Source organism: Vogesella sp. (assembly GCF_046297735.1).
Classification (GTDB): Bacteria; Pseudomonadota; Gammaproteobacteria; order Burkholderiales; family Chromobacteriaceae; genus Vogesella; species Vogesella urethralis.
This window is the reverse complement of sequence record NZ_JBKBHK010000001.1, coordinates 186,351-206,180: the sequence shown is the minus strand read 5'-3', so window position 1 is coordinate 206,180 and position 19,830 is coordinate 186,351. Positions and strand designations below refer to the sequence as shown.

Annotated in this window: 22 protein-coding genes; 3 read left to right on the top strand and 19 right to left on the bottom strand. The window is 63.0% G+C overall.

Translation table 11 applies throughout. From position 1 onward, the window contains the following. Positions 1 to 99 precede the first annotated feature (99 nt). Positions 100 to 681 (top strand): superoxide dismutase [Fe], encoded by a 582-nt coding sequence (gene sodB / locus ACK4FZ_RS00960; protein WP_409817881.1) that lies wholly within the window; start codon positions 100 to 102, stop codon positions 679 to 681. Positions 682 to 829: 148 nt separating this feature from the next. On the opposite strand, the gene ACK4FZ_RS00955 is transcribed toward sodB, so the two are convergent. The 6 genes from ACK4FZ_RS00955 to tig all read right to left on the bottom strand — a co-directional run bounded on the left by ACK4FZ_RS00955 (position 830) and on the right by tig (position 9,071). Beyond that, positions 830 to 2,659: a SurA N-terminal domain-containing protein gene (locus tag ACK4FZ_RS00955; protein ID WP_409817880.1), complete on the bottom strand. Its 1,830-nt coding sequence runs from the start codon at positions 2,657 to 2,659 to the stop codon at positions 830 to 832. Positions 2,660 to 2,795: 136 nt separating this feature from the next. After that, the gene (locus ACK4FZ_RS00950) at positions 2,796 to 3,065 is read right to left on the bottom strand and encodes an HU family DNA-binding protein (RefSeq protein WP_144372172.1); all 270 of its coding nucleotides are present in this window, start codon (positions 3,063 to 3,065) and stop codon (positions 2,796 to 2,798) included. Positions 3,066 to 3,239: 174 nt separating this feature from the next. Continuing rightward, on the bottom strand, positions 3,240 to 5,654 hold the full coding sequence (gene lon / locus ACK4FZ_RS00945) for an endopeptidase La (RefSeq protein ID WP_409817879.1): 2,415 nt from the start codon (positions 5,652 to 5,654) through the stop codon (positions 3,240 to 3,242). A 148-nt stretch (positions 5,655 to 5,802) separates the two neighbouring features. After that, positions 5,803 to 7,092: an ATP-dependent Clp protease ATP-binding subunit ClpX gene (gene clpX / locus ACK4FZ_RS00940; RefSeq protein ID WP_144372170.1), complete on the bottom strand. Its 1,290-nt coding sequence runs from the start codon at positions 7,090 to 7,092 to the stop codon at positions 5,803 to 5,805. Positions 7,093 to 7,109: 17 nt separating this feature from the next. Next, a complete protein-coding gene (clpP, locus tag ACK4FZ_RS00935) occupies positions 7,110 to 7,742 on the bottom strand; it encodes an ATP-dependent Clp endopeptidase proteolytic subunit ClpP (protein WP_144372169.1) in 633 nt (210 codons plus the stop codon). Between the two features lie 27 nt (positions 7,743 to 7,769). Continuing rightward, positions 7,770 to 9,071, bottom strand: coding sequence for a trigger factor (tig, locus tag ACK4FZ_RS00930; protein WP_144372168.1), 1,302 nt, complete (start codon positions 9,069 to 9,071; stop codon positions 7,770 to 7,772). A gap of 355 nt (positions 9,072 to 9,426) precedes the next feature. Between tig and moaC the strand changes: the two genes are divergently transcribed. Together moaC and ACK4FZ_RS00920 are read left to right on the top strand one after the other, a co-directional pair. Then, positions 9,427 to 9,927: a cyclic pyranopterin monophosphate synthase MoaC gene (gene moaC, locus ACK4FZ_RS00925; protein WP_409817878.1), complete on the top strand. Its 501-nt coding sequence runs from the start codon at positions 9,427 to 9,429 to the stop codon at positions 9,925 to 9,927. Further along, positions 9,924 to 10,490 carry a flavin reductase family protein gene (locus ACK4FZ_RS00920; protein WP_409817877.1) on the top strand — a complete coding sequence of 189 codons (567 nt, stop codon included), beginning with the start codon at positions 9,924 to 9,926 and terminating at the stop codon, positions 10,488 to 10,490. Before moaC ends, ACK4FZ_RS00920 begins: the two co-directional genes overlap by 4 nt. Positions 10,491 to 10,929: 439 nt before the next feature. On the opposite strand, the gene ACK4FZ_RS00915 is transcribed toward ACK4FZ_RS00920, so the two are convergent. The 13 genes from ACK4FZ_RS00915 to ACK4FZ_RS00855 form a co-directional block, all read right to left on the bottom strand. Next, on the bottom strand, positions 10,930 to 11,544 hold the full coding sequence (locus ACK4FZ_RS00915) for a PolC-type DNA polymerase III (RefSeq protein ID WP_409817876.1): 615 nt from the start codon (positions 11,542 to 11,544) through the stop codon (positions 10,930 to 10,932). Beyond that, positions 11,541 to 11,750, bottom strand: a complete 210-nt coding sequence (locus tag ACK4FZ_RS00910; RefSeq protein WP_144372164.1) for a hypothetical protein — start codon at positions 11,748 to 11,750, stop codon at positions 11,541 to 11,543. The genes ACK4FZ_RS00915 and ACK4FZ_RS00910 overlap by 4 nt, the downstream gene beginning before the upstream one ends. Before the next feature lie 67 nt (positions 11,751 to 11,817). Next, positions 11,818 to 12,903, bottom strand: coding sequence for a DUF3616 domain-containing protein (locus tag ACK4FZ_RS00905; protein WP_409817875.1), 1,086 nt, complete (start codon positions 12,901 to 12,903; stop codon positions 11,818 to 11,820). An 18-nt stretch (positions 12,904 to 12,921) separates the two neighbouring features. Next, on the bottom strand, positions 12,922 to 13,263 hold the full coding sequence (locus ACK4FZ_RS00900; RefSeq protein ID WP_409817874.1) for a 2Fe-2S iron-sulfur cluster-binding protein: 342 nt from the start codon (positions 13,261 to 13,263) through the stop codon (positions 12,922 to 12,924). After that, the gene (gene glp, locus ACK4FZ_RS00895; RefSeq protein ID WP_409817873.1) at positions 13,260 to 14,447 is read right to left on the bottom strand and encodes a gephyrin-like molybdotransferase Glp; all 1,188 of its coding nucleotides are present in this window, start codon (positions 14,445 to 14,447) and stop codon (positions 13,260 to 13,262) included. Before glp ends, ACK4FZ_RS00900 begins: the two co-directional genes overlap by 4 nt. A gap of 70 nt (positions 14,448 to 14,517) precedes the next feature. Continuing rightward, positions 14,518 to 14,727: a hypothetical protein gene (locus ACK4FZ_RS00890; protein WP_144372160.1), complete on the bottom strand. Its 210-nt coding sequence runs from the start codon at positions 14,725 to 14,727 to the stop codon at positions 14,518 to 14,520. Between the two features lie 20 nt (positions 14,728 to 14,747). After that, positions 14,748 to 15,230 carry a DNA-deoxyinosine glycosylase gene (locus tag ACK4FZ_RS00885; protein ID WP_409817872.1) on the bottom strand — a complete coding sequence of 161 codons (483 nt, stop codon included), beginning with the start codon at positions 15,228 to 15,230 and terminating at the stop codon, positions 14,748 to 14,750. 9 nt (positions 15,231 to 15,239) lie between these two features. Continuing rightward, positions 15,240 to 15,824 carry a ribonuclease HII gene (gene rnhB / locus ACK4FZ_RS00880; RefSeq protein ID WP_409817871.1) on the bottom strand — a complete coding sequence of 195 codons (585 nt, stop codon included), beginning with the start codon at positions 15,822 to 15,824 and terminating at the stop codon, positions 15,240 to 15,242. Continuing rightward, a complete protein-coding gene (lpxB, locus tag ACK4FZ_RS00875) occupies positions 15,818 to 16,987 on the bottom strand; it encodes a lipid-A-disaccharide synthase (protein ID WP_409817870.1) in 1,170 nt (389 codons plus the stop codon). Before lpxB ends, rnhB begins: the two co-directional genes overlap by 7 nt. 3 nt (positions 16,988 to 16,990) lie before the next feature. After that, positions 16,991 to 17,767: an acyl-ACP--UDP-N-acetylglucosamine O-acyltransferase gene (gene lpxA, locus ACK4FZ_RS00870; protein ID WP_409817869.1), complete on the bottom strand. Its 777-nt coding sequence runs from the start codon at positions 17,765 to 17,767 to the stop codon at positions 16,991 to 16,993. A gap of 2 nt (positions 17,768 to 17,769) precedes the next feature. Continuing rightward, a complete protein-coding gene (gene fabZ, locus ACK4FZ_RS00865) occupies positions 17,770 to 18,237 on the bottom strand; it encodes a 3-hydroxyacyl-ACP dehydratase FabZ (protein ID WP_144372156.1) in 468 nt (155 codons plus the stop codon). Further along, positions 18,234 to 19,277: a UDP-3-O-(3-hydroxymyristoyl)glucosamine N-acyltransferase gene (gene lpxD / locus ACK4FZ_RS00860; RefSeq protein ID WP_409817868.1), complete on the bottom strand. Its 1,044-nt coding sequence runs from the start codon at positions 19,275 to 19,277 to the stop codon at positions 18,234 to 18,236. Before lpxD ends, fabZ begins: the two co-directional genes overlap by 4 nt. A gap of 64 nt (positions 19,278 to 19,341) precedes the next feature. Next, a complete protein-coding gene (locus ACK4FZ_RS00855; protein WP_409817867.1) occupies positions 19,342 to 19,830 on the bottom strand; it encodes an OmpH family outer membrane protein in 489 nt (162 codons plus the stop codon).

Below are 19,830 nucleotides of genomic sequence, written 5' to 3'. Positions count from 1 at the left end.
GTAGTGATTTGGTCAACAATTGGCGATGCCGGCCAATTACAGTAAACTGTAGTAGTCGAACAGCACATGCTGTTTTGCTTGTTAACTCTGGAGAGCACGATGGAACACAAACTGCCCGAACTGCCGTACGCCCTGGACGCCCTGGCGCCGATCATTTCCAAGGAAACCCTGGAATTCCACTACGGCAAGCATCACCAGACCTACATCACCAACCTGAACAACCTGATCAAGGGCACCGAGTTCGAGAACGCCTCCCTGGAAGAGATCGTGAAGAAATCCTCCGGCGGCATTTTCAACAACGCTGCGCAGGTTTGGAACCACACTTTCTACTGGTTCGGCCTTGCCCCGAACGCTGGCGGCGAACCGACCGGCGCGCTGGCTGACGCCATCAGCGCCAAATGGGGCTCGTTCGACGAGTTCAAGAAAGCCTTTGCTGCCTGTGCCGTTGGCACCTTCGGCTCCGGCTGGGCCTGGCTGGTGAAAAACGCCGACGGCAGCCTGGACCTGGTATCCACCAGCAACGCTGCCACCCCGCTGACCACCGACAAGAAGCCGCTGCTGACTTGCGACGTGTGGGAACACGCTTACTACATCGACTACCGCAACAGCCGCCCGAACTACCTGGAAGGCTTCTGGAAGCTGGTGAACTGGAACTTCGTGGCCGACAACTTCGCCGCCTGATTCCGCTTCGCCGCACCATGAAAGGCCCCGCAAGGGGCCTTTTTCTTTCCCTGGCGCAGGCCTGGCCACGGCAAGCAGCAATGACAAGGCCTGCTTGCAGGGCAAGCAGGCCTTGTTGGCCCCGCCTGGCGGGGCGCCGTGGCAGTGCTTACTGTTCTGCCTGCGTCTGACTGATGACTACCTGATGCTTCTGGCGCAGCTGCTCCAGATAGGCTGACATTACACTATTGGCCGACATGTCACCCAACAGCATACCCAACTGGGCAGACTCTTGCGGGCTAAGGTTCTGCGCTGGCAGCACCTTGTCGATGCTGTACAGCACGTACTCGCCGTTATCCCGCTTGACACCGGCAAAACCCGGGGTCTGCTTGGGGTTGGCAGCAAACACGGCGCGCAGCTCGGCCAGCGGAGTACCGGCGGGGTCACGACGCGACAGGCTCTTGACCTCGCCCCAGGCCAATACCGGTGCCTTGCCGGCTTTCAGCTCTGCCAGCATGGCAGCACCACGCTCTGCAGCCAGCTTGGCACCTTCACGTGCTGCCAGCTCGGTGCGGATTTCTGCCTGTACCTCGCTCAAAGCACGCTGTCGAGCAGGCTGGAACTCGGCCACCCGCACTACCACCAGCGTGTTGTTGCCCACGTCTACCGGCTCGCTGTTGTGCTTTTTCTTCAGTACGTCGTCACTGAAGGCAGCCTCCAGTAGCTTGGCATTGCCCAGCAGCGGGTCGCCTGCCTTGCCGCTACGCGGCACGAAGTCGGTTTGCTGCGCCTTGAGGTTCAGCGCCGCCTCTACACCCTTCAGCGAATCGCCTTGCTGGTAGGCCACGTCAGTCAGCTTTTCCACTGCCGCACGGTAGGCTGCGGCCGCTTTCTGCTTGCGCAACTTGTCGATGACCGCGGCTTTCTGTGATGCAAAGTCACTGCTCTTCACCGCATCCAGCTTCAGAATGTGGTAACCGAACTCGGTTTCTACTACCTCGCTGATCTGGCCGGGCTTCATGGCGAACGCTACGCTCTCGAACGGCTTGGTCATCACCCCTCGGCCAAAGAAGCCCAGGTCGCCGCCATTTTCGGCCGAGCCCGGGTCTTGAGAGCGCGCCTTGGCCAGCTCGGCAAAACGGGCCGGGTTGGCACGCACTTCTTTCAGCAGCGCCTCGGCCTGCGCTTTCACCTTGGCCTTGTCGGCCGCAGGTGCGTTGGCGTCAGCCGTCAGCAGGATGTGCGAGACCTGACGCTCTTCATTGCTGAACTCGCCAGCATTCTTGTCGAAATAAGCCTGCGCTTCGGCGTCGCTGATGGCAATGCCCTGAGCGATGGCGTCCTGCGACAGGGTGACGTATTCCAGGCGTGCCTGATCGGCAGTTTTGAAACGCTTGAGATTGGCATCGTAGAAGGCCTTCACCATGGCGTCGTCCAGCTTGACGTTGGCCGCAAACTGCTCGGGCTTCAGCACCACGCTGCGCACTTCGCGCACCTCGGATACCAACGCCGCCATGCGAGTTGCCAACGTTTGCGATACAAAGCTGCCGTACTGGTATGGTGCTACCTGAGCCTGCAACAGCAGGTCGCGACTGACTTGCTCTTCGAATGCCTGCGGTGTCAGGTAACGCGACTGTAGAAACTCGGTGTATCGTGCGGCGCTGAATTTACCGTTCTCCTGGAATGCCGGAATGGCGGCAATGGCAGCACGCAACTGCTGCGGCGACACGGCCAGGCGGTTGCCACGCGCTTCTGCCAGCAACATCTCCTGACGGATCAGGTTTTCCAGCACAGCCTGACGCGAGGCGGCATTGACCGGTTGGCCTTCCAGCTGACGCTCAACGTCCTTTTGATAAATCTTGGCATTGCCCACCTTGGCCAGGTAAGGGTCTTCCACCGCAGCACTGTAGCTACCGACGCCGAAACCCACGAAGGTGAGCGCCACAGCACCAAGAATGATCTTGATGGCAAGATTGTTGTTCTGAACGAAATCAAACATGAGGTTCGGGGTCTACCAAAGAAACAAGGTGAACGTTGGCCGTTCACCTTGCTGATTGTCTGGCGCGGCCTGCGGACAGGACAGCGCATAGTGACTGGCACGCTGGTACCCGGCATTGCTGCCGGGCGGTCGCTGATTACAGCGCGTCTTTCAGCGCCTTGCCGGCGCGGAATTTCGGAGACTTGGCAGCAGCGATGGTAATGGTCTCGCCAGTCTTCGGGTTGCGACCACTACGCTCGGCGCGCTCGCCTACGTAGAAGGTACCAAAGCCTACAACAGTGACGGTGTCGCCAGCCTTCAGCGCCTCGGTAACAGCATCGATCATGCCGTCCAGTGCCTTGCCGGCAGCTGCTTTGGAAATGTCTGCCTTGGCGGCGATAGCGTCAATCAGTTCAGACTTGTTCACGTTAAGTCCCCTTTCGTCGTTCTCGGTGTACGGAGTACTGAATAAAACCGCTAGCTTTATAACAAGGCCAAAATCCTTGTGTCAAGCGGCTTTCAGCGGGGGTGAAGGTCTTTTCACCCCCTCCTGAAAGCTGATGCTAGCGCGCTTTCTTCAGCAAATCAAAACAATGCGTCATTAATGCGTCATTGTGGCGGACTTTGTCGCAACTTCAGCAGCGGCGGGCGTTACAGCCAATTCTGCCTCGGTTAGCGGCTGCGGCTCGCTTTCCAGTGCGTATGACAAAACCTCATCGATCCACTTAACCGGCAGGATTTCGAGCTTGTTCTTGATGTTGGCCGGAATCTCGGCCAGATCCTTCACGTTGCCCTTCGGGATCAGCGCACGCTTGATGCCACCGCGTTGCGCCGCCAGCAGCTTCTCTTTCAAGCCGCCAATCGGCAGCACTTCGCCGCGCAGCGTGATCTCACCGGTCATCGCCACGTCAGCGCGCACCGGAATACCGGTAAGCACCGACACCAGCGCCGTAGTCATCGCAATACCGGCCGACGGGCCATCTTTCGGCGTAGCGCCTTCCGGCACGTGGATATGCATGTCGTGCTTCTCGTAGAAGTCCGGCTTGATACCCAGCGTACGCGCACGGCTGCGCACCACGCTCATGGCCGCGGTAATCGACTCCTGCATCACCTCGCCCAGCTGGCCGGTGCGGATGATATTGCCCTTGCCCGGCAAGGCGACCGCCTCGATGGTGAGCAGCTCGCCGCCCACTTCGGTCCAGGCCAGGCCGGTTACCTGGCCGATGCGGTTTTCTTCTTCGGCCAGGCCAAAGTCGAAACGGCGCACGCCCAAGTATTTTTCCAGGGTCTTGCTGCTGACCGTGGTCTTGGTCACCTTGTCGCTCTTCTTGCTGCTGTGTGCAGTCACCACCTTGCGGCAGATCTTGGCGATCTCGCGATCCAGGCTACGCACGCCCGCTTCACGGGTGTAGTAGCGCACGATGTCGCGAATGGCCGCCTCTTGCACTACCAGCTCGCCTTCCACCACACCATTGTTCTTCATCTGCTTGGGCAGCAGGTAGGTGGTAGCGATGTTGACCTTTTCGTCCTCGGTGTAGCCGGCCAGACGGATGATTTCCATGCGGTCCAGCAGCGCCGGCGGAATATTCAGCGAGTTGGCGGTAGCCACGAACATCACGTCGGACAGATCGAAATCCACCTCGGCGTAATGGTCGACAAAGGCGTGGTTCTGTTCCGGGTCCAGCACCTCCAGCAGCGCCGCAGACGGGTCGCCACGGAAATCGGCGCCCAGCTTGTCCACTTCGTCCAGCAGGAACAGCGGGTTTTTCACACCCACCTTGGTCATGTTTTGCAGCACTTTGCCCGGCATGGAGCCAATATAGGTACGACGGTGACCGCGGATCTCGGACTCGTCGCGCACGCCGCCCAGCGCCATGCGTACGAACTTGCGGCCGGTGGCACGGGCAATCGACTGCCCCAGCGAGGTCTTGCCCACGCCCGGCGGGCCTACCAGGCACAGAATGGGCGCTTTCAGGCGATCAACGCGCTGCTGCACCGCCAGGTACTCCAGAATGCGCTCCTTGACCTTCTCCAGGCCAAAGTGGTCTTCGTCGAGTACGGTTTCCGCCGCATCGATATCCTTGCTGATCTTGCTCTTTTTCTTCCAGGGCAGATCGATCAGGGTTTCGATGTAGTTGCGCACCACGGTGGCTTCGGCAGACATCGGCGACATCATGCGCAGTTTCTTCAGCTCGGACAGTGCCTTTTCCTTGCCGTCCTTGCTCATGCCGGCGGCCTTGATCTTGCGCTCCAGCTCGTCGAGGTCGTTACCTTCCTCGCCTTCACCCAGCTCTTTCTGGATGGCCTTGACCTGCTCGTTCAGGTAGTACTCGCGCTGGCTCTTTTCCATCTGGCGCTTGACGCGGCCACGGATGCGCTTTTCCACCTGCAGGATGTCGATCTCGCTTTCCATCATGGCCAGCAGGTGCTCGATGCGCGCCTTGATGTCGAACATCTCCAGCACTTCCTGCTTGTTTTCCAGACGCAGCGGCAGGTGCACCACCACCGAGTCAGCCAGACGGCCAGCCTTGTCGACGCCGGACAACGAGGACAGCACCTCGGCAGGCACTTTCTTGTTCAGCTTCACGAACTGCTCGAACTGGGCCAGCAGTGCGCGGCGCAGCGCCTCCACTTCCGGCGTGTCTTCGCTATCGAAAGGCACCGGATCGATGGTGGCGGTAAAGTATTCTTCGTGATCCTGCACTGCGGCCAACTTGGCACGCTGACGGCCTTCAACCAGCACCTTCACCGTGCCGTCCGGCAGCTTCAGCATCTGCAGGATGCTGGCGATGGTACCGATCTCGTGCAGGTCGTCCGCCTGGGGCTCGTCCTTGTCGGCGGCGCGTTGCGCCACCAGCAGGATCTGCTTGCCCTCTTCCATGGCCTGTTCCAGCGCCTTGATGGATTTGGGTCGGCCCACAAACAGCGGAATCACCATGTGTGGAAACACCACCACGTCACGCAGGGGCAGCAGCGCGAGGGTGGCTTGGTCTTTTAGTTCGGCGGGTTGTGGCATATCACCTAACCTTGCTCTTGGTAGAATTCAGTCTAGTGGCAGATGTGGGCAAATCTGACCATATCAAGCATGCTAAAGCACTTAATAGCAGCTGCAAACAAAAACCGCCCTCGCGGGCGGTTTGGCGAACAGGGAACCCGTCCAGCAATCAGGCAGACTTGGCGGCAGCCTCGTCAGCCGGGGCTTCCGGCTGCGCCATGATGAAAGCCGGTTTCTGACCTTGCTCGATCACTTTTTCGTCTACCACGACCTTGCTGACGCCTTCCAGCGACGGCAGTTCGTACATGGTATCCAGCAGCGAGCGTTCCAGAATGGAGCGCAAGCCACGGGCGCCGGTCTTGCGAATCAGCGCCTGCTTGGCAATCACACGCAGCGCCGACGGCAGCACTTCCAGCTCTACCTGCTCCATCGCAAACAAACGCTGGTACTGCTTGATCAGCGCGTTACGCGGCTGGGTCAGGATGCTGACCAGCGCTTCTTCGTCCAGCTCTTCCAGCGTGGTCACTACCGGCAGACGGCCGATCAGCTCGGGGATAAGGCCGAACTTGATCAGGTCTTCCGGCTCTACCTCGCGGAACAGCGTGCTGATCGACTTGCCGTCTTCCTTGGACATCACCTCGGCGCCAAAGCCGATGCCACCCTTTTCCGAGCGACGGCGGATGATCTTTTCCAGACCATCAAACGCGCCACCGCAAATGAACAGGATGTTGGTGGTGTCAACCTGGATGAACTCCTGGTTCGGGTGCTTGCGGCCACCTTGCGGCGGTACCGAAGCCACCGTGCCTTCGATCAGCTTCAGCAGTGCCTGCTGCACGCCCTCGCCCGACACGTCGCGGGTGATGGACGGGTTTTCCGACTTGCGGGAAATCTTGTCGATCTCGTCCAGGTACACGATGCCGCGCTGTGCTTTTTCTACGTCGTAGTCGCACTTCTGCAGCAGTTTCTGGATGATGTGCTCGACGTCTTCGCCCACGTAGCCGGCTTCGGTCAGCGTGGTAGCGTCCGCAATCACGAACGGCACGTCCAGCAGCTTGGCCAGGGTCTGCGCCAGCAGCGTCTTGCCGGAGCCGGTGGGGCCAATCAGCAGGATGTTGCTCTTGGACAGCTCCACGTCGTCCTTGCTGCTGGGGGTGTACAACCGTTTGTAGTGGTTGTACACCGCCACCGCCAGCGACTTCTTGGCCGGGTCCTGGCCAATGATGTACTGGTCCAGCGTGCTGCGGATTTCCTGCGGCGTCGGCAAGGCAGGCGGTGCGCCCGACTCGGCCTTGTCGCCGATCTTGGCTTCTGTCTCTTCGCGAATGATGTCGCCGCACAGGTCTACACACTCGTTGCAGATGTAGACCTGCGGGCCGGCGATCAGACGCTGCACCTCGTGCTGGCTCTTGCCGCAGAAGGAGCAGTACAGCAGCTTGTCGTTACTGCCTTTGTCTGCCATCAGATAGACGTCCTGAATTAAACAGCCGCATCCAGACGCGAACTCAGCACCTTGTCGATCAGGCCGTATTCACGGCTCTGCTCGGCAGACATGAAGTTGTCGCGTTCGGTATCGGCTTGTACTTGTTCGATGGTCTGGCCGGTATGTTTGGCCAGCAGTTCGTTCATGTGCGCCTTGGTTTTCACCAGTTCGCGGGCATGAATTTCGATATCGGTCACCTGGCCGCTCAGGCCGCCACCATACAGCAGCGGCTGGTGGATCATCACGCGGCTGTTCGGCAGCGCAAAGCGCTTACCCTTGGCACCGGCAGACAGCAGGAAAGCACCCATGCTGGCAGCCTGGCCAATGCACAGGGTGGAGACATCCGGCTTGATGAAGTTCATCGTGTCGTAGATCGACATGCCGGCGGTAATGGAACCGCCCGGCGAGTTGATGTACAGGTAGATGTCCTTGTCCGGATTCTCCGACTCCAGGAACAGCAGCTGTGCTACCACCAGATTGGCCGACTCGTCGGTAACGGGGCCTACCAGGAACACGATACGCTCCTTCAGCAGGCGCGAGAAAATGTCGTAGGCGCGTTCGCCACGGCCACTTTGCTCCACCACCATGGGCACCAGGCCCAGACCTTGCGGTTCAAACATCGATTTCATCGACCTCTCCGGTTGCAGTGATACAGATCAGGCGTTGTTGCCCATCAGGGTTTCGAAGGAAACGTCCTTCTGTACAACATTGGCGCGACCCAGCACAAATTCAACCACATTATCTTCCAGCACCATGGAAGTCGGGCCTTCCAGGCGGCCGGCTTCAGCGTAGTACCAGTCGATCACGTCTTGCGGCTGCTCGTAGCTCTCGGCGAACTCTTCCACCAGGGCTTTTACTTGCTCCGGCTTGGCTTCCAGCTGGTTGGCTTCTACCACTTGCGCCAGGATCAGGCCCAGGGCCACGCGGCGCTCGGCTTGCTTGGTGAACAGGTCGGCCGGCAGCGGCATGTCTTGCAGCTTCATGCCGCGCTGTTGCAGGTCTTGACGAGCCTGGTCCATCAGACGGCCCACTTCCAGGTCTACCAGCGCTTTCGGCAGGTCGATCGGGGTCACGTCGATCAGGGCTTGCATCACGTTTTCTTTCACCTGGGCGGACAGGCGGCGCTTCACTTCACGCTCCACGTTCTTGCGGATTTCGGCACGCATCTTGGCTACGTCACCGTCGGCAATGCCCAGCAGCTTGGCGAACTCTTCGTTCACTTCCGGCAGTTCGGCAGCCGCCACGTTTTTCACGGTGATCTCGAACACGGCGGTTTTGCCGGCCACGTCCTGACCATGGTAGTCAGCCGGGAAGTTCACTTCCACGGTCTTGGTTTCGCCTTCTTTGGCGCCGATGATGCCGGCTTCGAATTCCGGCAGCATCTGGCCCTGGCCCAGCATGAACGGGAAGTTCTCGCTGCTGCCGCCTTCGAAGGCGACGCCGTCGATGGTGCCTTTGAAGTCGATGATCACGCGGTCACCGTTGGCAGCTTCGCGCTCAACACGGTTGAAGCGGGTGCGTTGCTTGCGCAGGATGTCGACAGTCTTGTCGATCTCGGCGTCGGTCACTTCGGTATTCGGCTTTTCGATTTCCTTGCCGGCCAGTTCGCCGATCACGATCTCCGGGTAAACCTCGAAGGAAGCGGAGAACTTGAAGGTCTCGGCATCGCCTTCAGCCGGTTCGAAACGCGGGTAGCCGGCTACGCGCAGCTTTTGCTCAACGGCAGCCTTGTAGAAGCTCTGCTGAACTTGCTCGCCCAGCACTTCTTCACGCACTTGGGCGCCGTAGTTGGCTTCGATGATCTTGGCCGGAGCCTTGCCCGGGCGGAAACCCTGGATCTTGGCGGTGCGCGCTACGCGCTTCAGGCGGTCGGCCACTTGGGCGTCGATAGCAGCCAGCGGCAGTGCAATGCTCATGCGACGCTCCAGGCCGCTCAGCGTTTCCAGTTGTACTTGCATGTCCAATCCTTAGATTCAAAAGGTGTGGGGTTGTAGCCAGAAGCGGGAAAGCCATCGGGTAAACCGCGATGCTTGGGGAATCTTGCAGATTTTGCTTTCCAGCGCCATGAAATATGTATTGTCGAGCTGCGTGTCAGCCCGCAAAACGGGCCAAGGCAGGCGGCCAAAGCAAAGGGCGAGTATAGCACGCAGTGTCGAATTGAACAGTCCACGATGCCGTTGCCCTGTCCTGCCCGCCAGCTCGTCGGCACCGCCCCCGTCAAATCAAGCGCTTGCCGCGCTACGCCACCCGGCCGATTGCGGCCAACCTTGCCCCGCGCTATCGTAAGCCACCCCGACTCCATGACGAATACGCATGTCCACCCTTACCCACTTTGACGCCAGCGGCCAGGCCCATATGGTCGACGTCGGCAACAAGGCCGAAACCCGCCGCGTGGCAGTTGCCAGCGGCCATATCAGCATGCACGCCGACACCTACGCGCTGCTGCAAGCCGGCAACAGCAAGAAAGGCGACGTACTGGGCATTGCCCGCATCGCCGCCATCCAGGGCAGCAAGCGCACCGCCGACCTCATTCCGCTGTGCCACCCGCTGGCGCTCAGCCACGTGGCGGTGGATTTCCGCTACCAGGACGACGCCTGCCGCCTGCACCTCACCGTGACTGCCGAAACGGTTGGCCGCACCGGCGTGGAAATGGAGGCACTCAGCGCCGTCATGGCCGGCCTGCTGACCGTGTACGACATGCTGAAAGCCGTCGACCGCGGCATGACTATCGCCGGCGTGCGGCTGCTGGAAAAACAGGGCGGCAAGAGCGGCCACTGGCGCGCCGATGCCGAAGACGCGGAGGTGGCGCCATGAGCACCCTGCAAGCCGTACCGCTCGACAAGGCCTACCGCCTGCTGAACCACGGCCCGACCGTACTGGTGAGCAGCGCCCACGACGGGCACCACAACGTGATGGCCGCCGCCTGGGCCATGCCGCTGGATTTCGACCCGCCGAAAATCCTGGTGGTGATCGACAAGGCCACCCATACCCGCAAGCTGATGGAAGCCTCCGGCGAGTTTGCGCTGAACGTGCCCGGCCGCGACCAGGCCCACGCCGTGGTCGCCGCCGGCAGCGCCAGTGGCGCCGACTGCGACAAGTTTGCCGCCAGCGGGCTGCAACCCATGCCGGCGCAGCGCATCGGCGCGCCGCTGGTCGCCGGCTGCAGCGCCTACCTGGAATGCCGCATCATCCAGGAACCGCACAACCAGCAACAGTACGACCTGTTTATCGCCGAGGTGGTCGCCGCCCAAGCCGACAGCCGCGTCTTCAGCGACGGCCGCTGGCACTTCGACGGGCACGACGACCTGCGCAGCTTGCACCACGTGGCCGGCGGTGCCTTCTTCGTCAGCGGCGAGATGGTCAGCGGCCAACCCTGAACCACCTCGCCAGACGCATCCCCGCCGTCGCTTAATGCCAGTCAGTTAGGCGAATGCGCTTGGTTTTCAAGTAGCAGGACGTGAATGAAGCGCCCCATCCCGTTGGCGCGAGCCGGTCAAAATGGCGCGCACCAGGTTTTAAGACGCCGATTTGTTTGAGCTCCGAGCCGTTAGCGAGGAGCGAGTTCGGCGGCGCCTGGGGCGTGCCGTTTTGACCGGGGTTTCGAGCAGCCCCGGGTTGCGGGGGAATGAAAAGGGGGCGGCAATCCGCCCCCTTTCCCGTCTGCCGGGCGGAACCGGCATCTAATCATCGTCCGCAGAGCGGACACACTAGCGTACTTCAACGCAACAAATCGCTAACCAAAAAGACGCCAGTCAGCGTTAGCTGACTGGCATTACGCCGTGGCGGGTTTTGTTTTTGCACGTTTGGCGCTACAGCTCAGGCCGTAGCCACCTGCTGCAGGTACTGCGCCACCTTGGCAGCGGGTACTTTCTGCAGCTTGCACAGCAAATCGTGACCGGGCTGGCGCACGCCGTGACGCTGCTGCAAGGTGTGCTGCAGATACTGCCACAGGTTGGCCGCCATTTCGGCATCGGCCAGCGCCCGGTGCGCCCGCCCGGTGGCCGGCAGGCCAGCCCAGCGCGTCAGCGTGCCCAGCTTGTGATCCGGCGCCTGCGGCAACAGCCGGCGCGACAGCAGCAGCGTGCAGGCAAACGCCTGCTTGCGCTGCAGGCCCAGCAAACCCAGCTCGTAGTCCCAGAACTTGCTATCGAAGCTGGCGTTGTGCGCCACCAGCGGCGCACTGCCGACAAAACGCGCCGCCTCGGCCATTACCTGCGCCGCCGGCGGCGCCGCCTGCAGCATGGCATTGCTGATGCCGGTAAGCTGCTGGATCATCGGCGGCACCCACACACCGGCATTCATCAGGCTCTGGTAGCGGTCCACCACCTCGCCGGCTTCCAGCAGCACGATACCGATTTCGGTAGCCCGCCCCTGCGGCCCCGGCGCCACGCCGGTGGTTTCAAAGTCGATAACGGCCAGCCGCTGGCTCATGCCAACGCCTGCTTCGCGGCCTCGGCCGGGCTGAGGCCATCGTAGAACATGTCGGTGTACCACTCGGCCTGCTCTTCGATGTGGTCTTGCGCTTCCGCTTCGGTGGCGCCAGCGGCGACCAGGTGGGCTTCTACCTCGGTGCACCAGGCCAGCAGGGCCAGGGTTTCATCGTCCAGCTCGTCGATGTCGTTCTTTTTGCGCGACATGGGGTTTCCTTTGCTTGCTTCGTCATTGAACAGCCGCGCATTGTACGCAGCTTTGCCGTGTCGCGCGCTAGCGCGTCATCACATCACCGTACACCACACCGGGCTGCGGCTTGCGCTTGGCAGACGGCGCGTCGTACAGCACCAGCCAGGCCAGCTCGCCCAGCCAGTGCGCCGGCATGGCGCACAGCGCCTCGGCCCGATCCACCCCCTTGCCGTGCGGCAGGGCCAGGTGCTCGTGCACGCCGTCCCACCACAAGGCAGCCGTTTCGCCTGCCGCCACACCGGCCAGCAAGCCGCGTGCGCCCTGCCAGCGGAACACGCGCACGGCACCGTCCAGCACCATGGTCGGCCCGGCCAGCAGCATCAGGTCGTCGCCATCCAGGTACAAGTCGCGCACCCCAAGGCCCGCCAGCGGCAGGAAATGCTTGCGGTACAGCAAGCCACTGTCGTCCAGTGGCTGCAGGCGCAATTCGCCCTTGTGCTCGGCCACCCGCACTTCCAGCAGGCAACTCCAGCCGCGCAACACCGGGCCACGCAAGCCCAGCAGCAGGCGGCCATCTACTGCCGCCAGACCTTCCACGTCAAAACCGTTGTCCTTGCCGGGAATGGCCATGAACGGCGCCAGCTGTGGATCGTCGGCCAGCAAGGCCGTGAGCTCGTTGTGCTTTTTCTTGCCCTTGAGTATGGCAGCCGAGCGTCCGTCTGCCGTGCTTTTCTGCAGCGAAAATACGCCGTCGCCGTCGTCTTGCAGTGGGATGCGCGCCAGCAGGCAGCGGTTGCCGTCGTGACTGACGGTGGCCAGCCGCTTCAGGTTGGCCGCAGCATCGCGTTCCGGCCTCGGCGCCTTGCGCTTCAGCCCGTGCGAGCCTACCAGCCACAGATAGCCATCGGCCACCGCCAGGCCTTCCAGGTCGGCTTCGATGTCGGCGCTATCCGGCAGGTCGAGGTAATCGGCCAGCGGGTAATGGCCATCGGCCACGAAGTGCAAGCCCTCGGCATGGCGATCGCGCAGCAGGCGGTCCAGGCCGCAGGCTTCGTCGCCGGCCACCCACAAGGTATCGCCGATGGCCACCGCGCCGGACAGGTTGTCGTGCACCAGTTGCGCGCTATCCAGCGCCAGGCTTACCGCATTGACAGCAAGTTTCTTCGGCATCGTGCTCTCCTTTCGCCCTCAGTCAGCCGGCAAGCTGACACACCAAGGCGTGTCTTCCACAGATAAATGACAAGCCAGCCGCACGGTAGCCGGCGCATCCGGCCACTGCTCGCTGGCGGCGGCGGCCGCATCGCACAAGCCGGCGCGCAGCAGCACATTGCGTTCCTTGCGGCCAACCTGTACCTGCCGCGGCTGCAACGGGTGGCCGATGGTGACCGCACAGGTACCGCACGTGCCCTGCCCGCAACGCCAATGCAAGGGCACGTCGTGAAAGCGCGCCACGTCGATCAGCAAGTCACCGGCGCTGGCCTCCACCTCGGCCAGCAGTTCACCGCCCCGCTCGAAACGCAGCAGCGTCACAGCGCGTACACCGGCAGCAACTCGCCCGCCGTTACCGCCTGGCCGGGCTGCAGCCGCACCAGACCATCGGCCCAGGCGCACGAGGTCAACACGCCGGACCCCTGGTTCGGATAGCGCTGCAGCAGCAGCCGGCCATCCTGCTGCACCACACGCACGCGCAGAAACTCTTCGCGCCGGGCGTCGGGCTTGCTCCAGTCAAAACCGGCCGGCAGCCAGTACTGCGGCTGCCACGCCGGCACCACCTCGCCCTGGCGCGCACGCAGGAAGTCGCGCACCAGCACCGCAAAGGTGACATAACCGGACACCGGGTTGCCGGGCAGGCCGATGAAATCGGCGTCACCGATACGGCCGCTGGCCAGCGGCTTGCCAGGCTTGATGGCGATTTTCCACAGCTGCAGCTCGCCCTCGGCTTCCACAGCCGCCTTGACGTGATCTTCCTCACCCACCGACACGCCGCCGCAGGTCATCACCACGTCGGCGACTGCCGACGCTTCGCGCAGTGCCTGACGTGTGGCAGCCAGGTTGTCGGCGATGATGCCCAGGTCCAGCACCTCGCACCCCAGCGCCTGCAGCGCCGGCACCAGCCAGTAACGGTTGGAGTTGTAGATCTTGCCCGGTGCCGCCGGCTGGCCTGGCTCCAGCAACTCGTCGCCGGTAAAGAACACCGCCACCCGCAAGCGGGCGTGCACGCTGAGCGCCGCCGCGCCGATGGACGCCGCCAAGCCCAGGTCGGCGTCGCGCAGGCGCTGGCCGGCGGCCAGTACGGTCTGGCCATCGGCAATATCTTCGCCGCGGCGGCGGATGTTCTGGCCGGCACTGACCGGCGCCGTGAACACTACGCTGCCATCAGCCTGCAGCTCGGCCTGTTCCTGCATCACCACCGCATCGGCACCCGGCGGCACCGGCGCGCCGGTGAAAATGCGCGCGGCCGTGCCGGCGTCGAGTGGCGCAGGCACACTCCCCGCCGGAATGCGCTGACTGACCGGCAAGGCCGCCCCCGCCTCCGCCGCCCGCACGGCGTAGCCATCCATCGCGCTGTTATCGTGCGGTGGCACCGCCAGCGTGGACACCAGATCGCTGGCCAGCACGCGGCCAGCGGCTTGCAACAGGGGAAGGGTTTCAGTACGGGCCGGCACGCGGGCGCGTGCCAGTAGCCAGTCGCGGGTTTGCTCGACGGTTTGCATGGCAGGGACAGGCACAAAAAATGAAAGCCGCATCTTCTCACAGACGCGGCTGACAGGTAAGGCAAACGGCTCAAGCGGCGGCAGGGTTGGCCGCCAGCGGCGGGTCCTCGAAGCGCTTCCAGTCGGTAATGTGGATGCGGGACAACTGCAGGCTGCTGGCCAGGCGCCGCTCGATGTCTTCCAGCACGTGATGGTTATGGATGGTGCCGGCCAGCGTGATCTCGGCGTGGCGGCTGACGGGATGGTCGGGCGTGACAAACCAGATGCAGTAACGATTCATGACAGACACCAGAAATTGGCCTAATCACAGTATCGGCCCAATGCCTGCCATTCTTGAAGTTTTTTATCGAACGCCAGCGTATGCGCCGGGCTGCTGGACGGCAGCACCAACACCGGCACCCCGCTGGCGGCCAACTGTGGCGCCGCCTTGCCCGCCGTCTGGCCGTTGAACGCCACCACGCGCAGCGCCGGCAAGCTGGCCACCAGCTCGGCCAGCGGGTTGGCGCGCGCGTCGCGGATGGCGCTGTCGAGGCTGCCACGGCGCGAGGCCTCGGCCACCACGTCCCACAGCCCGACACCGTGCTGCTGCATGGCAGCCAGTCGCTGCGGGTACGGCATGTCCGCCAGCGGCACTGCCAGCACCGCGCCCAGCAGGCGCCAGAACTGGTTGCGCGGGTGGGCGTAGTACTGCGCCGCCGCCAGCGAGGCGTCGCCAGGCAGCGAGCCCAGAATCAGGATGCGGGTATCGGCGTCTACCACCGGGGCAAAGCTGGCTTTGCGCATGCGGCCAACCTAGAACAGGCTGCCCTGCTGCGCCGCCAGCTGCAGCCGCACCGGGCCGAAGCTGCGGCGGTGCTCGGCCAGCGCACCGTGCTCGGCCAGTGCCTTTAGGTGCTCGGCGGTGGGGTAGCCTTTGTGACGGGCAAAACCGTACTGCGGGTGGATGGCGTCCAGCGCGATCATTTCGGCGTCGCGCGCGGTCTTGGCCAGGATGGATGCCGCCGAAATCTCTTGCACCTTGGCGTCGCCCTTGACGATGGCCTCGGCCGGCACCAGCAGCTGCTTGGGCACCTTGTTGCCGTCGATCAGCGCCTTGTCCGGCAACACTTGCAAGCCGGCCACCGCACGCGACATCGCCAGCATGGTGGCCTGAAAGATATTGAGCTGGTCGATTTCCTGCGCGCTGGCGCTGGCAATGCACCACGCCAGCGCCTGCTCGCGGATCAGCGGCGCCAGCGCCTCGCGGCGGGCTTCGCTGAGCTTTTTGGAGTCGGCCAGGCCGGCGATGGGCTGCGCCGGGTCCAGAATGACCGCCGCGGCAAACACCGAGCCGATCAGCGGGCCACGGCCCGCTTCGTCTACGCCACAGATCAGCATCGTGCCACTTTCAGGATGGCCTCGGCCGCCAGCCTGGCGGAATCGGCCTTCAGGCTGAGGTGCAGCTCGGTAAAGGTGTCGATGATGTCCTGCCGGCTGGCCTGGTTGTCGTACAGCTCGGCCACCGCCGCGGTGAGTTTTTCCACCGTGGCGTCTTTCTGCAGCAGCTCGGGCACCACAAAGCGCTTGGCCAGGATATTGGGCAAGCCCACATACGGCAGCTTGAGCTTGCGCTTTACCAGCTGGTAGGTCAGCCACGACAGCTTGTAGCTGATCACCATCGGCCGCTTGGTCAGTGCCACTTCCAGCGTAGCGGTGCCGCTGGTGACCAGCACCACGTCGGCAGCGATCATCGCCATCTGGGCGTGGCCGAACAGCTTGCGGATAGGCAGGTCCCACGCTTTGTGCCGGGTCAGCAGCTGGTCGAACTGGTCCAGGGTTGGCCGCGTGGCCAGCGGCACCAGAAACTGTGCGTCCGGGTAGCGCGCCAGCAGCTGCCGCGCCACCTCGATATACAGGCCGCCCATGAATTCCAGCTCGCTCTTGCGGCTGCCGGGCATCAGCGCAAACACCGGCGCCTGCCGCGGCAGGCTCAGTTGCTCGCGCATGGCAGCGCGGTCCGGCTGCAACGGGATTTCGCTGGCCAGCGGGTGGCCGACAAACGTGGCCGGCACGCCGGCCGCGTCGTACAGCGGTTTTTCCATCGGAAACAGGCACAGCACCTGATCGGCGCTGTCGCCGATCTTCACCACCCGCTCCGGCCGCCACGCCCACACCGACGGGCTGACGTAATGCACGGTGCGCAAGCCGGCCTGCTTCAGCCATTTTTCCAGCGCCAGGTTGAAATCTGGCGCATCGATGCCGATGAACACGTCCGGCTTTTCCGCCAGCAGCGTGTCGCGCAGCGTGCGGCGGATGCGCAGCAGCTCGGGCAGGCGCGACAGCACCTCCACGTAGCCGCGCACCGCCAGCCGCTCTTGCGGCACCTGGCTGGTGAAACCGCGCGCCAGCATGCGCGGGCCGCCGATGCCGGCAAACTCGACATCGGGGTGCGCCGCTTTCAGCGCGTCCATCAGGTGCGCGCCCAGCAAGTCGCCCGAGGCTTCGCCGGCGACCATGGCCACCTTCAGGGCACCCGGGCGGGTAAACAGCCGCTCCGCCATGGCTTAACGGATGATGCCGCGGTTGGCCGCAGCAAAGAAGCGGACGAAGGCGTCCAGCTCGGTCTTGCCTGCGGCGGCTTCGGTTTCGATCTCGGCACGTGCCTCGTCAAAACCCAGGCCCTTGCGGTACAGCGACTTGTAGGCGTTGCGCACGGTACGGATCTGCTCCGCGCTGAAACCGCGACGCTTCAGGCCTTCGGCGTTGATGCCGGCCGGCACCGCGCGGTTGCCGTGCGCCATCACGTACGGCGGCACGTCTTGCGCCACGGCGCTGGAGAAGGCGGTCATGGCGTGGTCGCCGATGTGGCAGAACTGGTGCACGCTGGTAAAGCCGCCCAGGATCACCCAGTCGCCCACGTGGACGTGGCCGCCCAGCGTGGCGTTGTTGGCGAAGATGGTGTTATCGCCGATCTGGCAGTCGTGGCCCAGATGCACGTAAGCCATGATCCAGTTGTTGTTGCCCAGACGGGTGACGCCCACGTCTTGCGCGGTACCGAGGTTGAAGGTGCAGAACTCGCGGATGGTGTTGCCGTCGCCGATTTCCAGGCGCGTCGGCTCGCCGGCGTATTTCTTGTCCTGCGGGATGGCACCCAGCGAGCAGAACTGGAAGATGCGGTTGTTCTTGCCGATGGTGGTATGCCCCTCGATCACCACGTGGGGGCCCACCCAGGTGCCGCTGCCGATGCTGACATTGGCACCGATGATGCTGTAGGCGCCGATTTCGACGTCGTCAGCAATCTGCGCGCCATCGGCAATGATGGCGGTGGGATGAATGGCCATGGTTATACCTCGCGTTTGGCACACATGATTTGCGCTTCACAGGCCACTTGGCCGTCTACCAGCGCACGGGCGTTGTACTTGGCAATGCCGCGCTTCATGGTCAGCTGCTCCACTTCCAGCGTCAGCTGGTCGCCCGGCACCACCTGGCGCTTGAAGCGGGCGTTGTCGATGCCGACGAAGAAGTACAGTTCGTTTTCCGGGCGCTCGCCTTCGCTGCGGATCGACAGGATGCCGGCAGCCTGAGCCAGCGCCTCGATGATCAGCACGCCCGGCATCACCGGGTACTGTTCGAAGTGGCCCATGAAGAACGGCTCGTTGACGGTCACGTTCTTGATGGCCTTGATGCGCTCGTTGGTCACAAACTCGGTGACGCGGTCCACCAGCAGGAACGGGTAGCGGTGCGGCAGGTAACGCATGATCTCGCGTACGTCGATGGATACGGCAGCAGCGTTGCTCACGGCTTCAGTCATGGTTGGGAGTCCTTATTGTCCTGCGCTTGTTGCAGCGCTTTTTCAAGTTGTTTGACACGGGTAACCAGCTCGTCCAGATGGCGCAGGTGCGCCGCGTTGGACAGCCATTCCTTGTGGGTGGCCATCGGGTACACCGCGGTGTACGCGTCGGCCTTGCGGATGGATTTGGAAATCAGGGTACCGGCGCCCACGTGGGTACCGTCGGCGATATCCAGGTGGCCGATGATGCGAGCGGCGCCGCCAATGGTACAGCGGGCGCCGATGCGGGTACTGCCGGCCACGGCGGCACAGCCGGCCATGGCGGTATGGTCGCCCACATGCACGTTGTGCGCCAGCTGGATCTGGTTATCCAGCTTCACGTCGTTGCCGATCACGGTATCTTTCAGCGCGCCGCGGTCGATGGTGGTATTGGCGCCCACTTCCACGTCGTCGCCGATCACCACCACGCCGGTTTGCGGAATCTTGAACCAGCCATCGCCAGCCCAGGCCAGGCCAAAGCCGTCGGCACCGATCACCGCGCCGGCGTGCAGGATGACGCGGCTGCCCAGACGGCAACCATGGTAAATGGTGACATTGGGGTAGATGCGGGCATCGTCGCCGATGCTGACACCATCGCCGATCACCACCCCGGGGTGCAGGATGCAGCGCTGGCCAAGGGTAACGTTGCGGCCGATGCTGACCATTTCGCGCACTTCACAGCCCTCGCCCAGCACGCTGCCCTCGCCCACCACGGCGCGCGGGTGGATACCGGCCTGCGCGGCGGGCGGCGGCGTCAGCAAGGTGGCTACGCGGGCAAAGTACAGGTACGGGTCCGGCGTCAGGATCAGGCTGCGGCCAACCTTGGCTGCCGCTTCGGCCAGCGCCGGCTTGACGATGACGGCGCCAGCAGCCGTGCTGTCCAGCTGGCTGCGGTATTTGGGGTTGGCCAGAAAGGTCAGTTCTGCCGGCCCGGCTTCTTCCATGCTGGCAAGGCGATCGACGTCGATATCGTTGCCCTGCAGCTCGCCGCCCAGGGCGGCCACGATGTGCGATAGTTTCATGACAGTTAGCAAAGACGAAGCCGACGTAACGTCGGCTTCGGTTGATCAAGATGCCGGCAAACGGCTATTTACCCAGCTCTTTCAATACCTTGTCGGTGATATCCAGCGTGCGGCTGACATAGACCACATCCTGCAGGATCAGGTCGTACTGCTCGCGCTCTGCCATTTGGCGGATGATGCGATTGGCGCGTTCCTGCACGGCTGCAAACTCTTCGTTACGGCGCTGGTTGAGGTCATCGCGAAAGTCACGCGCCTTGGCCTGGTACTCACGGTCTACCGACTCCAGCTCGCGCTCCATCTGGCGACGCTCGGGGCTGGGGGTCTTGTTTCTGGCCAGCAAGCCTTCCAGCTCCTTGCCGCGCGCTGCCAGCTTTTTCAGTTCAGCTTCACGCGGGGCGAACTCGCGCTCCAGCTTCTTCTGGGCGTTCTGCGCCGGCGCCGCTTCGCGGTATACGCGCTCGGTATTGACGTAGCCAATTTTGATGTCAGCCGCTGCCGCCCCGAATGAAGCCAGGGTCAGCGGCAGCATCAGCAGCAAGTTTCTGAATGACAT